At 33.0% G+C, this 14,364-nt stretch carries 16 protein-coding genes and 2 pseudogenes; 16 read left to right on the top strand and 2 right to left on the bottom strand.

The window, feature by feature from the left end; translation table 11 throughout:
• Positions 1-58: 58 nt before the first annotated feature.
• Together BW731_RS12465 and BW731_RS02905 are read left to right on the top strand one after the other, a co-directional pair.
• A complete protein-coding gene (locus tag BW731_RS12465) occupies positions 59-175 on the top strand; it encodes a LacI family DNA-binding transcriptional regulator (protein ID WP_143592730.1) in 117 nt (38 codons plus the stop codon).
• 44 nt (positions 176-219) lie between these two features.
• On the top strand, positions 220-687 hold the full coding sequence (locus BW731_RS02905; RefSeq protein WP_143592729.1) for a type 1 periplasmic-binding domain-containing protein: 468 nt from the start codon (positions 220-222) through the stop codon (positions 685-687).
• A 32-nt stretch (positions 688-719) separates the two neighbouring features.
• Here BW731_RS02905 and BW731_RS02900 read toward each other — a convergent pair whose 3' ends face one another.
• Entirely contained in the window at positions 720-2,366 is a 1,647-nt protein-coding gene (locus BW731_RS02900; RefSeq protein ID WP_079345553.1) for a PucR family transcriptional regulator, read from the bottom strand.
• A 291-nt stretch (positions 2,367-2,657) separates the two neighbouring features.
• Between BW731_RS02900 and BW731_RS02895 the strand changes: the two are divergent.
• The 10 genes and pseudogenes from BW731_RS02895 to iolG all read left to right on the top strand — a co-directional run.
• Positions 2,658-2,876, top strand: a pseudogene (locus tag BW731_RS02895) (transposase); the annotation flags it as partial.
• A gap of 27 nt (positions 2,877-2,903) precedes the next feature.
• Positions 2,904-3,290 carry an oxamate carbamoyltransferase subunit AllH family protein gene (locus tag BW731_RS02890; RefSeq protein ID WP_158080142.1) on the top strand — a complete coding sequence of 129 codons (387 nt, stop codon included), beginning with the start codon at positions 2,904-2,906 and terminating at the stop codon, positions 3,288-3,290.
• 5 nt (positions 3,291-3,295) lie between these two features.
• Entirely contained in the window at positions 3,296-3,535 is a 240-nt protein-coding gene (locus BW731_RS12820; protein ID WP_233120423.1) for a hypothetical protein, read from the top strand.
• Between the two features lie 63 nt (positions 3,536-3,598).
• A pseudogene (gene fdrA, locus BW731_RS02885) lies at positions 3,599-4,846 on the top strand (acyl-CoA synthetase FdrA); the annotation flags it as partial.
• Between the two features lie 3 nt (positions 4,847-4,849).
• Positions 4,850-6,271, top strand: a complete 1,422-nt coding sequence (locus tag BW731_RS02880) for a YlbE family protein (protein WP_079345549.1) — start codon at positions 4,850-4,852, stop codon at positions 6,269-6,271.
• A gap of 13 nt (positions 6,272-6,284) precedes the next feature.
• Positions 6,285-7,424 (top strand): ankyrin repeat domain-containing protein, encoded by a 1,140-nt coding sequence (locus tag BW731_RS02875; protein ID WP_079345547.1) that lies wholly within the window; start codon positions 6,285-6,287, stop codon positions 7,422-7,424.
• Positions 7,425-7,427: 3 nt separating this feature from the next.
• Complete coding sequence (locus BW731_RS12815) at positions 7,428-7,823, top strand: cytosine permease (RefSeq protein ID WP_233120422.1); 396 nt, start codon at positions 7,428-7,430, stop codon at positions 7,821-7,823.
• 92 nt (positions 7,824-7,915) lie between these two features.
• Positions 7,916-8,326 carry a cytosine permease gene (locus BW731_RS12810; protein WP_233120421.1) on the top strand — a complete coding sequence of 137 codons (411 nt, stop codon included), beginning with the start codon at positions 7,916-7,918 and terminating at the stop codon, positions 8,324-8,326.
• Between the two features lies 1 nt (position 8,327).
• Complete coding sequence (locus BW731_RS02865; protein WP_233120420.1) at positions 8,328-8,798, top strand: nucleoside deaminase; 471 nt, start codon at positions 8,328-8,330, stop codon at positions 8,796-8,798.
• Positions 8,799-8,892: 94 nt separating this feature from the next.
• The gene (gene iolG / locus BW731_RS02860) at positions 8,893-9,912 is read left to right on the top strand and encodes an inositol 2-dehydrogenase (RefSeq protein ID WP_079345545.1); all 1,020 of its coding nucleotides are present in this window, start codon (positions 8,893-8,895) and stop codon (positions 9,910-9,912) included.
• 103 nt (positions 9,913-10,015) lie between these two features.
• Here the strand turns inward: iolG and BW731_RS02855 are convergent, their stop codons facing one another.
• On the bottom strand, positions 10,016-10,405 hold the full coding sequence (locus tag BW731_RS02855) for a tautomerase family protein (protein ID WP_079345543.1): 390 nt from the start codon (positions 10,403-10,405) through the stop codon (positions 10,016-10,018).
• 232 nt (positions 10,406-10,637) lie between these two features.
• On the opposite strand from BW731_RS02855, the gene BW731_RS02850 reads away from it, so the two are divergent.
• From BW731_RS02850 to BW731_RS02835, 4 genes are read left to right on the top strand one after another with little or no spacing between them, the layout of a single operon-like run.
• Positions 10,638-11,501, top strand: coding sequence for a helix-turn-helix domain-containing protein (locus BW731_RS02850; RefSeq protein WP_079348528.1), 864 nt, complete (start codon positions 10,638-10,640; stop codon positions 11,499-11,501).
• Positions 11,502-11,504: 3 nt separating this feature from the next.
• The gene (locus BW731_RS02845) at positions 11,505-12,434 is read left to right on the top strand and encodes an FAD:protein FMN transferase (protein WP_143592728.1); all 930 of its coding nucleotides are present in this window, start codon (positions 11,505-11,507) and stop codon (positions 12,432-12,434) included.
• A 16-nt stretch (positions 12,435-12,450) separates the two neighbouring features.
• Positions 12,451-13,059, top strand: coding sequence for an NADPH-dependent FMN reductase (locus BW731_RS02840; protein WP_079345541.1), 609 nt, complete (start codon positions 12,451-12,453; stop codon positions 13,057-13,059).
• A gap of 12 nt (positions 13,060-13,071) precedes the next feature.
• Positions 13,072-14,274 (top strand): NADPH-dependent oxidoreductase, encoded by a 1,203-nt coding sequence (locus BW731_RS02835; protein ID WP_079345539.1) that lies wholly within the window; start codon positions 13,072-13,074, stop codon positions 14,272-14,274.
• Positions 14,275-14,364: the final 90 nt, after the last annotated feature.

Raw genomic sequence — 14,364 nt, 5'->3', positions numbered from 1 at the left:
ATATTACTAATCAGATTTGGTAGAATGGGATTAGTATTTTTTTAAGGAGGATTAACTCATGCCAACAATGAATGATGTGGCAAAATTAGCTGGCGTATCAAGAGGAACAGTGTCAAATTATGTCAATGGAGTGCGAGTCAAAGAAGCCTCTCAAAAAAAATTCAAGAAGCAATAGATGAGTTAGGATATGTTCCGAATAATACAGCGAGAGAATTAAAGATGAATCGCTCTAACTTGGTTATCTTTATTGTTCCTACAACACAGACACCTTTTTTTGCTGAGTTAACTTATCAGATGCAACGAGCATTAAAAAAAGCTAATTTTAAAATGATTCTATGTACGTCAAATAATGATATTCAAGAAGAATTAGAATATATACAAATGAGTCGTGAACAAAAAGCTGCTGGAATTATTACGATTTCATATAGTGATTTTTCGGAAAATCTAATAAATGATCTCCTTATTGTGTCAATTGAAAAACAGATATCAGAAACCATTCCGTGTGTCTCCTCAGATAATTATATGGGAGGGCGATTAGCAGCTAGAAAACTTGTTGATAGTGGAGCTAGTTGTTTGCTAATTATCACTAGAACGACAGATAAAACAATTACAAATTATGGTGAACGGACAAGAGGATTTGTTGATTACTGTAAAGAGAATAATATATCCTATCTAGAGACAAACTAAGAAAAAAGCACTCGATTTTGAGTGCTTTTTTCTTATGTTTTGATGTCTGTTTTCTTTAATAAATATAAAGCAAATTGTAAATAAAAGGTGTATTCATTATCAGATAAAGAATGGGATAAAAGAGATTCTATTTTTTCAATTCGATATAAAAGTGTGTTGCGATGGATAAATAATTCACGTGAAGCACTAGCTAAATTTTGATTATTGGATAGATAACGGTCTAATGTATCTAGTAGCTGACTGTCTTTTTTTCTATCTGCTTGAATTAATGGTCCAAGGTAATGATTTATCAGCTGATTAGCCGTGTCACTATGTATTTGCTCATGGATAAATAGTTCAAAATAATAGTCATCAGGTTGATAAATAGAGTGAGTCGAATCATTTTTAAAAGCCATTAATTTTTTTGCGATATCATAACTTTTTTGTATATCGCTAACAGGATCTTTTGTCCCGACAAAAATGGATAGAGTGGTACCATCTGTTAAGAATGATTGAACGTAATCAAGAAGTTCAGAAAAAAAGGCAGAAGATTGTTTTATTTCTGATGGCGTACTGTCACCTAGCATTCCAATATAATAAGTCCCATGCTTGAAAAAATGTAAGGGGTGATAAAATGATTGTTTATATAAATCAATCGCATTTAATATAGATGCCACTTCTAATTCTTCATTGTATTTTTTTTTGACGGGATCTGTTTCTTTTTTATTGATACTATCGACTTCTAAAATAAAAACAGTATATTGGCTTTTAAAGTCGAATGACTGTTTCATCCCACGCAATTCTTCAAGAGGTTTATTACCAAAGAGTAACTCACGATAAAAGTCACGTTCAATCCGGTTATTAATCCGCTTTGTTTCTGTTTGATGAACTATTTTTAATGCAATAGAAGGAGTCACGTTTTCCAATACAATATAATCTTGCTGGGAGAATCGTCTGTTTTCTTGTAGGACAATTAGGTATCCATACGTAATGTCATTAAAAAATATTGGGAAAATCATGCTCTCAGTATCATCTTTAAACCTCATGGTAACAGGGTGTTTTAACTGTTCCAAATTAAAGGGAAGTTGTTTTAAACTATTAGGATCGAAAAAATGTGCCCCTTTTTGAGAGGTGACGTAAGGTTTAAAAGGAGAGGAAACGTCATTAGTTAATAAATGCCAAGTGGAGTTTGTGATAATAAGAGGATTATCTAATAAACTTTCAATTTGTGTTCCAAGTTCATCAAAAGTATTTCCTTTTAAGCCATACTCCATAAATTTCGAATTAATATCAAGAGCTAATTGAGTTGTGTCATTTGAAAAGTCAGACAAACGATTCATCACGGTAATCATTATTTTAGAAAAAGCAATCCCGTATGGAATCTCAATCATTGGAATATGATATAGCTCGCTATACGTGTATAGTTCATTTGGTATGGGAGTTAAATACATTTGAGGTTTAATGCAAATTGCCGAAATATTGATATCATGAAAACTCTTAAAAAATCGTTCGATGGCTTGGTCATCTTGTTTAAAAAAATAACCAGAAGTGACAATTAGTTCCCCAGGGGATAACCATGTCATCGCTTCTGGATTGTCTAATATATTCACACCAGTGATTGTATTATTTAGCCCACTGTCACCAGCTAAGATATTGAAATTTTCAGCAATGGGTAAAGACAAAAAATCAGTCACATTCATAAAATCCCCCTATTAACACATTATTGTATACATTGTACAAAGAAATACCCCTTTTTTCAAATATAAGCACTGTATAAAAACGGTTACTATCAGGGTAAACTAAAGTCAGATGAGGTGGTTTAGATGTTAGATGAATTTTACTTCCTAGGATATGTCACGAAAAAAACGCTAAGAGATTGGAAAGATAAAGAGGTTAAAGGAACATGCCATAGTTTATATGAGCATACTATTAATTTCTTCATTGGGGAGACAAAACCAAATTTATTGGTTATAGGATGGGAAAATGTAAAAGGAACACCATCACAACGTGGCTTAAATGAAAACTCTAATGGGTTATTACGTAAAGATGGATTACCTAAACAAATGGATTTCAACAAAGTTGAGGAATCTTTTATCCAATCTATCGCTTCTAAAAGAAATAATATTCCTAGAAAATCATTAAACTATAAAACACCATTGGAAGTATTTTTGAGTTATGTAGACAACGATATTTTGTCTAGCTTAATTTGACAAATGAAATTGTTAAGAACAAATGATATGGATCTCATCAAACAATCGATGTTTCGTATCATTGGTCTAGGAATCGGGCTAACCCCTTCAGGAGATGATTATTTAACTGGACTGATATTGTTACTTAGATTGGCAAAAGAGACGGATTCGACGTTAAAACGGCAGTTGGAATTAGTTTTAAAGGAAGAGGATTTACCAACTAATATTATTAGTGAGCAACAATTATATTTTGCTAGTTTTGGTAGAAGTAAACAGCAGTTAATCAGATTGATTAATAATATTGGTGATGATGAGCAATCAATCAATCAATTTAAAAATGATGTGAGATTAGTTCAACAGATAGGGTCAACATCAGGGTTTGATTTACTGTTGGGAATAAGTGATGGAATAAAACTATTAGAAGAAATGAGGTAGTAGGAATGGAAAAATTAGTTGTTAAGATATTAAAAAATAGGTATGTCGATTCAGTATCATTAATGGCTTTATCTACTCAAGCAAATCAAATTGATGAAATCAATCAAGTCATTATTGCAATGGCAACGGATATGAATAAAGAAGTAATGGCTAACGTTGGTTTGGTAAATGATTTAGTAAAAGAAGCTCAGACAAGTGATCTCATTATTACAATGACAGTGGATGATAGCATTGATGAAGAATAGGTATTAACGAAAGTCGAAAATCTATTAGACAAAAAAGAGCCAGTCACTACATCAAGTGTTTCAACACGTGTCTATCACACAATTAAAGATGCTGCTCATGATGATAAAGAAGCAAATTTAGCTCTTATTTCAGTCAACGGACACTATGCTTCAAGAGAGGCGCATAGTGCTCTAGATGCGGGATTAAATGTCATGATGTTTAGTGATAATGTGTCGATTCAAGATGAAATAGAGTTAAAAGATAAGGCACTTGAAAAAGGATTGTTAATGATGGGGCCTGACTGTGGGACTGCAATCATTAATAATATTGGCTTAGGTTTTGCTAACAAAGTTAGAAAAGGGTCAATAGGCATTGTTGGAGCTTCTGGTACAGGTTCTCAAGAAATTTCTGTTAGAATACATGAATTTGGTGGTGGTATTTCCCAAATGATAGGAACTGGTGGCCGTGATTTATCAACAGATATTGGCGGGAAAATGATGCTAGCAGGTATGGATATGCTTGCAGAAGATGATCAAACTAAAGTAATCGTTCTGATTTCGAAACCACCTGCAGAGGAAGTAAAAAATAAAATGATTTCTCGAGCAAAAGAAATTAATAAACCAATTGTTGTATGGTTTGTAGGAGAGATGGAACAAAAGCAAGAGGGAAATGTTTACTTTGAAGATATGTCTAAAAATGCTGCATTAAAAGCATTGGAGTTGTCAGGGGTTGATCTTTCTAGCGAAAATTTACATCCACTTAATTATCCGTTGATTGAAGAGGTTAAAGGAAAACTAATAGATAATCAACAATTTATCCGTGGCTTATTTACAGGAGGAACACTTGCATCAGAGGCCTATTACATTGCAAAGGAATCATTTAATAATGTCTATACTAATACAACAAACGATGTGTCACATCAGCTTACTAGTTTAACTAAGAGTAAAGATCATAGTTTTATTGACTTTGGTGCGGATGAATACACTGATGGTAAACCACATCCAATGATTGACCCAAGTACGCGTTTAGAACGTTTTAAACAAGAAGCTAAAGATCCAGAAGTTGCAGTCATCATACTTGATTTTGTCATTGGTTACGGTGCTCATGATAATCCAGTTGGGTTTATGGCAGAAGATATTTTAAAAGCTAAACAAGAAGCTGAAAAAAGTGGTAGACACTTAGAAGTGATTGGATATGTGTTAGGAACTGAATTGGATGCTCAAGGATTATCAGAACAGATAGCATTATTGGAAGAAACAGACGCAACTTATGCAAGTAGTATGCAAAATGCGGCATTATTAGCTCGAGAAATGGTTAGAAAGGGTGAGTAGATTATGACAAAATTATTTGAACAGGACTTAGATGTTATAAATGTTGGATTAGAAAAGTTTACTGAAGATATTGTATCTCAAGGAGCTAAGAGTACACAACTTGATTGGGCACCACCAGGTTTTGGTAATACAGAAGTACTAAAGGCTTTAGAAATTATTGAAAAACCAGAAAATATGAAAAAAATTGAAGAAGCAAATGAACAGGTTTACGAAGTTATCTCATCATCGAGTATCTTTTTAACAGGTTATGCCCCGGCAATTGATGTGATTCCAGGTATGAAAGAGAATATGATTTTACATGCCGGACCACCTATTACGTGGGATAAAATGAATGGTCCAATGAGAGGTGCTGTACTTGGAGCAATTGTATTTGAAGGATTCGCTGATACATTGGAAGAAGCAGAAGAAGTGGCGAAATCTGGAAAAATTGAATTTAGTCCGTGTCATGAGCACCAAACTGTCGGATCTATGGCAGGTGTGACATCAGCTTCAATGTATGTTCATATTGTTGAAAATAGAACTTACGGAAATGTATCTTATACTAATTTAAGTGAACAGTTATCTAAAATACTTCGTATGGGAGCAAATGACGAGAGTGTCATTAATCGTTTAATTTGGATGAGAGATGTATTTGGTCCAATGCTTGCTGAGGCAATGACATATATTGAAGGTGGAATTGATTTAAGGTTGATGGTCTCTCAAGCACTCCATATGGGCGATGAATTACACAATCGAAATGTTGCTGGAACAACTCTTTTAATTCAAGCATTAACACCAGGAATTATCCAAACAAATTTTAGTGTCGCACAACAAAAAGAAGTATTTGATTTTGTGGCAAGTAGTGATTATTTTTCCGGCCCAACTTGGATGGCATTTTGTAAAGCAGCGTTAGATGCGGCAATTGGCAAAGAAGAATTTAGTTCAATTGTAACAACCATGGCACGTAATGGTACGGAATTTGGAATACGTTTAGCAAGTACACCACAAGATCAATGGTTTATTGGCCCATCTCAAAAAGTTATTGGTCCAATGTTTGCTGGATATACAGAAGAAGATTCAGGTCTTGATATTGGAGATAGTGCCATTACTGAAACATTTGGAATAGGTGGATTTGCTATGGCAGCAGCCCCAGCAATTGTGGCTTTAGTCGGTGGAACAGTAGACGATGCGACCAACTACACATTGGAAATGGAGACAATCACAACAGGACATAATCCTAATATAACGATTCCGTCACTCAATTTTATGGGGACTTTAACAGGGATTGATATCATTAAAGTGATTCAATCCAATACACTTCCAGTTATTAATACAGCAATAGCTCATAAGGAAGCAGGAATAGGGATGATTGGCGCAGGAATTACACATCCACCAGTTGAAGCATTTCAAAAAGCTATTATAGAGTTTAGTGAAAAATTTGAATAAGGAGTGTGTTTAGATGGCTGATGGAACGATTTTTCAGTTGATTAACCAACCGAATAAATTAGACAGTTTAAAAGATATTTATGGCTATTCATTATTAGATATTGATACACCCAATGAAAAAGGACAGACACCATTACACGTTGCAGTTCTAAAAAATAATCTCGAAGTAGCAGCTTATTTACTTAGTAAAGGAGCTAATCCAAACGCTAAAGATAGTATGGGATTATCACCATATATTGCTGCAGCGGCAAATGGACTTTCCGAGATGTTTGATTTGATTAGTCAGTATAATCCAGATGTTACTCAAGTAAATCGTTTTGGTGGAACAGCACTACTTCCTTCCAGCGAGAAAGGATTTATAAGAGTTGTTGAGTTGGCTTTAAAGAATAAAGTACCAGTAGACCACGTCAATAAATTAGGGTGGAGTGCCTTACTTGAAGCGGTTGTTTTAGGAGATGAAGGATTTTTATATCAAGATATTGTCGTTGCCTTATTAAATGAAAATGCTGATACATCAATAAAAGATTTTGATGGAAAAACAGTCATGGATTATGCATTAGAACAGGGGAAAGATCGCATTTTAAGTCTATTAAAACAAGGTGAAGATAAAGCCTCTCCTTTTTCTGTTATTCGTCAGTTATTAAAAAAAGAAGAATACTTAAATGCGATAAAACAATTATTAGCTATGGATGACTCGTTAGAACAAGTTTATTACTTGGGTTATTGTTATGAACAATTAGGAAAATTAAAAACGTCACAGTTTTATTATAAACAAGGGTTAAAACACTCTGTCGATTTTGCCTACTATATAGCAAATAGTTATAAGAAAGAAAAAAATTATCAAGAAGTGTTAGCCTATTTTGATTTAGGGATTAACGAAAGTAAGAATCCAGAATTTTTTAAGTATCACAAATCTAATTTTTTAAGAGAAATAGGAGAACACCAAGTAGCTATCAACATAATGGATGAACTTCTTTTCTTAGATCCTTTAAGAGTTGATTATCTATTTCATAAATCAAATAGTTTAATTAGTCTTGGTAAGTTGGATGATGCATATGAAGTGATGCGTGTTGCTCGAGATATTCAACCAAATAACTCACTTTTTGAAGACCAGATGCAACAACTAGAGGAACTGATAATAAAGGAGGTTTAATTTATGGAAGAGGCTTTAGTTTTAGACGTTGAAAAAGTGACGACTCAATCGGATATTCCGAAAGAGTTGTTGCCTAGAACGGAAGAAGAAAAAGACTGGGGAATTGGAAAATTTGCGACCTTATGGATGGGTTCGGTACACAATATTTTATCTTATATGACTGTTGCAGGATTTTTCGTGTTAGGTTTAAGTTCAAAACAAGTGTTTGCTGCAGTGATGACGTCCGCTTTAATTGTATCAACTTTATATGTTATAAATGGAGTCGCATCAGCTAAATATGGAATTCCTTTCACAATGGTTCTGCGTTCAGTATTTGGTAAAAAAGGATCAATTATCCCTGCATTAGCAAGAGGACTAATTGCAGGTGTTGTATTTTTTGGAACACAAAGTAATAGATAAACTTGGAACATACGCGTCGCCTTTTATGTATGTTTTAAGTAGAGGAGCAGATAGTTGGGCATCTTTTTCCAGCTGGTCTGCAGTTAACCTCTTTGTCCCCTAAAACATTTAATGTGACAAAAGGTGGCGTATTTACGGCTATAGTAGGTGTTCTCATATTACCTTGGAAAATTATAAATAATCTATTTTTATTTTATAGCTTTATCGGATCAATGTTTGGTCCAATTGCTGGTATTATGTTATCAGATTTTTATTTGAAAAAGAAACGAGCTTTAGATTTAGAAGAAATATATGGAGACGATCAAACCTTTGATTATAACAAACAAGCCATTGTTGTATTGATTATCAGTTTTTCACTATCAATGATAGGAGCTTTCTTCCCCAATATAGCTATTTTAAAATTGTTAAATGACTTTGCTTTCTTCTCAGGACTTATTTCTTCATTTATGTTGTATTCATTGATAAGTAAAACAACTTTATTTACTAAAAAAGGGAGAGAATAATATGTGTGATAACAAAATGACACAATATTTTAAATTGGCATCTGATGAAACGATTGCTGGGATGAAACGTCATGATGGTGGTCCTTTTGGTGCAACAATCGTTAGAAATGGTGAAGTGATTGCTTCTGTTGGTAATACAATGATGAGAGATACAGATCCATCAGCACATGCGGAACTGGTTGCCGTGCGAGAAGCTTGTAAGAAGTTAGATACAATGGATTTATCTGACTGTGAAGTTTATGCGACATGCGAACCGTGTCCGATGTGTGTTGGCGCCATGATGTGGGCAAATATAAAGAAAGTATACTATAGTAACACTAGAGAGGATGCAAAAAAATATGGTTTTTCTGATATGCATCTTAGAGACTATCTAGATCATTCACATCCAGAATATTTTGACATGGAATGTGTTGGTCCACTAGAGAATTGTGATAAGTTATGGAGTATATATAACACTATGGGGCCTAATTAAACATGTTTTAGTAAACTTTTGATAAACTTATGGAAGTATATTCTTATTTATGATAAACTCATTGTATAACGCTTTCATAAAAGGAGAATCGCAAATGAATGAGATAAGAGTTGGTATCGTCGGATTAGGTAGATTAGGTAAAGTACATGCACATAATTTAGCATATAATGTAGCTAATGCTACATTATATGCTGTTTGTAGTCCCTTAGATAGTGAAATTGAATATGCCAAAAATGAATTAGGTGTTAAAGTAGGATATACTGATTATGAAGATATGGTTAAAGATGAACAAGTTGATGCTATTTTTATTGTCTCACCGTCAGGACTACACTGTACTCAGATACAATTAGCCTTAAAATGTGGAAAACATGTTTTTTCTGAAAAGCCTATAGGTTTAAATATAGATGAAATTAATGAAACAATATCAGTTATTAATCAATACCCTAATCAAAAATTTATGTTAGGTTTTATGAGACGATTTGATAAAGATTATCTTTACGCTAAGGACTTAGTTGAAAAAGGTGAGTTAGGTGATTTAACATTAATTCGATGCTATGGAATTGATCCAAGCGATGGCTTGGAAAGTTTTGTTAAATTTGCTGGTTCAAGTAACAGTGGAGGATTATTTGCAGATATGTCGATTCATGATATAGACTTGATTCGTTGGTTTACAGGACAAGAAGTAAAGAAAGTTTGGGCGATAGGTAAAAATGCTGCTTACAAAGAGCTAGATGACGTTGGAGAATTGGAAACTGGAGCGGCAATGCTTCAATTAGGTGATAATACCATGGGGATTTTAGTAGCTGGTCGCAATTGTCATCATGGATATCATGTTGAAACAGAATTGATTGGGACCAAAGGCATGCTACGCATAGCACAAGTACCGGAAAAAAATCTTGTGACGATTATGAATGAACATGGTGTCGTACGACCAACATCCCAAAATTTCCCAGAACGTTTTTCTCAAGCATTTATTAATGAAGCAAATGATTTTATTGAATGTATTTTAACAGATAGACAGCCAAGTGTTAATGCGATTGATGGATTAGAATCTACTAAAGTGGCACTTGCCTGTAAAGAATCTTACGAGAAAAATCAATTAATTACAGTATAAAATAAAAATATTTAAGAAAATAGATTTGCCAATTTATTCATTTTTATATAAAACACGATAAGCAGTAACTTACTATTAATAAAGAGTAAGTTACTGCTCATCGCTATAATTCTCCAGTTAAAAACTGTGCTTTACCAAATGCAAAGCTCCAATCCTCGTCATCATTTACAACTAGATTTATCATGATATCCTCACGTCTGATACCTAATTTACTGTTTAAAGCTTCAACTAAATTTTCATAAAAAGTCGTTTTTTGCTCGGTTGTTCTAGGTCTTGTTACAAGGTTAAAAACTAGAATATTTTTTGATCGTTCAAAACCCAATCCTGTATCTAATATGTGCATTTCAAAAGGTTCATGCTGACTGACAATTTGGTATCTATCACCAACAGGCGCATCAAAAGCATCTAACATTACTCTATAGGAAATTTCTAGTATTTCTTCTATTTCTTCTTGTTGTCTTCCTTTTATCATATCAATTTTCATTAATGGCATTAAAAGATTCCTCCCATAACTTAGTGGTTAAAGTATCTCAAATTTAACAAACATAATCAAATTAAATATCCTAGTTTATTAAAAGTTAATCAAAACGTTTCTTTTATACTTGAAAATATATGGTTAGATATAAAAAAATATATATTATGATTTGACATAAATGTATAAAAATAGTATGATTTTTACATAAAATGTGAATAGGTAAACAATAGGTCGAAAGTAAGTGATTATAGTGAATATTGAACGTTTTATAGAAGCAAGGAGACAAAAAGGGTTTTCGCAAAATGACTTAGCAGAAAATATTTGCACCCAAGCTACCTTAAGTCGGTTTGAAAATAACTCTCAAGTTCCAAATTTAAAGATACTAATTAAACTGTGTGAAAGATTGGATTTACCTTTGAGTGAGTTGTTTCCTAAAGTTGGAATTCGATACACTGATGTAATTGAAACACTAAATCAAGCAGAATTTTTATTAATAACAAGCGAATATCAAAAAGCAAAGAATTTGATGGAAACAATTGATATTTGCAAAATCGAAGACAATGATATTGTGTTAAGATATCATTATTTGACAGGTTTTTTAATGGTTTTTCAACATGCTAAAATTACCGATATTTTGTTTAATTTTGATCAAATTTTACTAGACAATGGAGAAACAGAAGATATCTATCATCTACTGGCTTACACTGGAATTGGGATGGTATTTGCCAGAGAGAATGATGTGGAAAAAGCAGAGTTTTATTTTAATAAAGTGTTGGAAAAAATTTATCGTTATCCTATAAAAAAAGTAGAAGATACTTGGCGAGTATTAAATATTGTCTATCAATGTGGTGAGTTTTATGCTAGCATTCATGAGCTCGAGGCTAGTAATATTTTATTAAATTATGCGATAAAAATATGCTCAGATAATCACGTGACGTATTATTTAGCTCGTGCTGCGGCACAGCTTGCGCAAAATGCAATAGAAGAAAAGAAAGATAAAAATGACATTTTAGAATTAATTTACGATGCGAGAGCTTATGCCAAAATTAATCGTAATGAGATTAAGTTAAAAGAGTTAAAGCAATTAGAACTTGCTGTTAAGAAAGGATTGTAGGCCATGCCAAATAAAGTGGTCAAACAATTACATTTGATGGGAACAGTAATAGATATTACTGTAGTAGGAAATAAAGCGGAAGAAGTAGTTGAGAAGACAGTTAGAATGCTAGAGTATTATGAAAAAATGTTTAGTGCTAATGACGATACTTCAGAATTAATGAAAATAAACTTTAATGCTGGAAAAACAGATACAAAGGTTTCACCTGAATTATACAATCTTATTTCACTTGGTAAGTATCATAGTATGAAGGATGATAGCTTTTTAAATATAGCGATTGGTCCTTTAATAAAAGAGTGGAAAATTGGGTTTGAAGGAGCGTTAGTTCCATCAAAAGAAGTCATTGAAAGTCTATTAAGAAAAACCAATCCAGAAAAAATTATTTTAAGTCCTAATACACATAGTATTTATTTAGAGGACAAACAAATGGAGATTGATCTAGGTGCATTAGCAAAAGGATTCATTACTGATAAAGTAGTGGAGTATTATAAACAACAAGATATAACGTCGGCTATTTTAAATCTTGGTGGTAATGTGGTGGTCTATGGAGAAAGTCATCATCCAGATGGTTATTTTAGAGTAGGGATCCAACATCCAACAGAACCACGCTCTCATTGTTTAGTAACTATTCAAGCTAAAAATGAATCGATTGTGACGTCTGGTATTTATGAAAGAACGTTAACAGTTGGAAAAACAATCTATCATCACATAATTAATCCAAAGACAGGATATCCAATTGAAACAGATGTCGTAAGTTTGACGATTATTTCTAAACAATCAGTTGATGGAGAAATATGGACAACACGTCTATTTGGTAAAAATACCAAAGAGATTATAAGTATTGTGAATCAACTTGATGGTATTGAGTGTGTTGTTATAGATAAAACAAATAAAGTATTTACTTCAGATATGATTAAAACAAAACTAATGTAAAGAGAGGAAGATTTTTATGGATAAGTATATAGCGATAGTAGGGACAAATTCTGATCAATCAACAAATCGAAAATTATTGTATTTTATTAGAGATTATTTTAAAAACGAGGCAGATATTGAAATAATCGAAATCAAAGAGTTCCCTATGTTCAATAAACCTGATGATGGAATTTTACCAAGTATTGTAAAAGAAGTAGCGCAAAAAATAGAAGAGGCAGACGGTGTCATTATCAGTACACCGGAATATAATCATGCCGTTCCAGCAGCATTAATGAATGCATTGAATTGGTTATCTTACAATATTTACCCATTTGTGGATAAGCCGGTTATGATCACAGGTGCTTCATATGGTACGTTAGGTTCATCAAGAGCACAAAGTCATTTAAAACAAATGCTTGATTCACCTGAGTTAAAAGCTAGAACAATGCCGAGTTCGGAATTTCTATTAAGTCACTCACTTCAAGCTTTTGACGAAAGTGGAAAATTAGTAGATGAGGATCAAATTCAAAAGTTGCATAGTCTATTTTTAGACTTTAAGCATTTTGTCTATATGACCAATCAATTAATGAGTGCGCACAAACAAAATAAAAAAGAAGCAGAAAACTTTTCATGGGAAAACATTTAAGGAGGAAGTCGAATGAAATTAGTAGGAATTGTAGGATCAAATGCTGATAAATCATATAATCGTACGTTGTTACAATACATAAAAAAACACTTTTCTGATAAATTTGATTTAGAATTAATCGAAATTAAAGATGTTCCATTGTTTAATCAAAGTAACGATCAAACAAACTCACCAGTGATTCAGTCAATAAACCGTAAGATTTTAAATGCAGATGGGGTTATTATTGCAACACCTGAACATAACCATACAATACCAGCCAGTTTAAAGAGTGTACTAGAGTGGTTATCATTTAAAATACATCCACTAGAAAACAAACCAGTAATGATTATTGGTGCTTCGTACTATGACCAAGGTTCTTCACGAGCTCAATTACATTTACGACAAATACTTGATGCACCAGGTGTTCATGCTTTAGTCATGCCAGGAAATGAATTTTTACTTGGAAAAGTACGCGAAGCATTTGATGACAATAATAACCTAAAAGACGCTAAAACTGTTGAGTTTTTAAGTAATGTATTAGATAAATTTTTACGATATATTGAAGTAATATCTGAGCTAGAAGGAACGAAAAAGCCTGAACTGGAAAAAGAAGATTTATATTGCGAAGGATCAATCAATACCACAATTGATGGAGTTGATAAGGGAGCTGATGACTGGGTTGAACAAGCATCAGAAAAAGTTCAAGCAGTAGAAGGTGATACTTATGTCAAATTAAATCGTGGTATATTAACGGTTAATCAGTTAAATCATTTCTTTGCCTCAATGCCTATGGAATTAACCTATGCAGATAATAATAATCAATTTTTATATTATAATTACACAAAAGAAGATAAAGATATGTTAGCCTCACGTCATCCAAGTCAAGTAGGGAACCCTCTAGCCTATTGTCATCCAGAAAAAGCATTAAACGGTGTGAATTGGGTTGTTCAGCAGTTACGATCTGGAGCTCAAGATTGTGTTAGAGTACATGTTCCAACGCATGGACCAGATAAATTTGTTGTACATAATTATCAAGCAATTCATGATGATGAAGGCAATTATGCTGGTATAAACGAATACATACTAGATTTTAAACCAATTGTTGAGTGGTATTTAAAACAAACAGGCCAAACTTTAACACCAGGGACAGATACAGTCAGTGGTGCTTCAGAATCTTCCAATCATACAGATTCATCTGATACGGATGCAGTCTCAAGTGCGTCAAAAACAGAATAATAACTAGACAGTAAAAGACTAAGATGTTCTATCTTGGTCTTTTTTTTGTTCGCAAATAGTAAAGTTACTAGTATAAATTAATTTATCCTA

The organism is Vagococcus martis (genome assembly GCF_002026305.1).
GTDB classification, from domain to species: Bacteria; Bacillota; Bacilli; order Lactobacillales; family Vagococcaceae; genus Vagococcus; species Vagococcus martis.
This window is presented reverse-complemented; position numbering and strand designations above follow the sequence as displayed.

Bases quoted from the DNA above. Each gene is read 5' to 3' on its own strand.
- BW731_RS12465 (WP_143592730.1), top strand. From the start codon at position 59: ATGCCAACAATGAATGATGTGGCAAAATTAGCTGGCGTATCAAGAGGA.
- BW731_RS02905 (WP_143592729.1), top strand. From the start codon at position 220: ATGAATCGCTCTAACTTGGTTATCTTTATTGTTCCTACAACACAGACA.
- BW731_RS02900 (WP_079345553.1), bottom strand. From the start codon at position 2,366: ATGAATGTGACTGATTTTTTGTCTTTACCCATTGCTGAAAATTTCAAT.
- BW731_RS02890 (WP_158080142.1), top strand. From the start codon at position 2,904: ATGGATCTCATCAAACAATCGATGTTTCGTATCATTGGTCTAGGAATC.
- BW731_RS12820 (WP_233120423.1), top strand. From the start codon at position 3,296: ATGGAAAAATTAGTTGTTAAGATATTAAAAAATAGGTATGTCGATTCA.
- BW731_RS02880 (WP_079345549.1), top strand. From the start codon at position 4,850: ATGACAAAATTATTTGAACAGGACTTAGATGTTATAAATGTTGGATTA.
- BW731_RS02875 (WP_079345547.1), top strand. From the start codon at position 6,285: ATGGCTGATGGAACGATTTTTCAGTTGATTAACCAACCGAATAAATTA.
- BW731_RS12815 (WP_233120422.1), top strand. From the start codon at position 7,428: ATGGAAGAGGCTTTAGTTTTAGACGTTGAAAAAGTGACGACTCAATCG.
- BW731_RS02865 (WP_233120420.1), top strand. From the start codon at position 8,328: ATGTGTGATAACAAAATGACACAATATTTTAAATTGGCATCTGATGAA.
- iolG (WP_079345545.1), top strand. From the start codon at position 8,893: ATGAATGAGATAAGAGTTGGTATCGTCGGATTAGGTAGATTAGGTAAA.
- BW731_RS02855 (WP_079345543.1), bottom strand. From the start codon at position 10,405: ATGCCATTAATGAAAATTGATATGATAAAAGGAAGACAACAAGAAGAA.
- BW731_RS02845 (WP_143592728.1), top strand. From the start codon at position 11,505: ATGCCAAATAAAGTGGTCAAACAATTACATTTGATGGGAACAGTAATA.
- BW731_RS02840 (WP_079345541.1), top strand. From the start codon at position 12,451: ATGGATAAGTATATAGCGATAGTAGGGACAAATTCTGATCAATCAACA.
- BW731_RS02835 (WP_079345539.1), top strand. From the start codon at position 13,072: ATGAAATTAGTAGGAATTGTAGGATCAAATGCTGATAAATCATATAAT.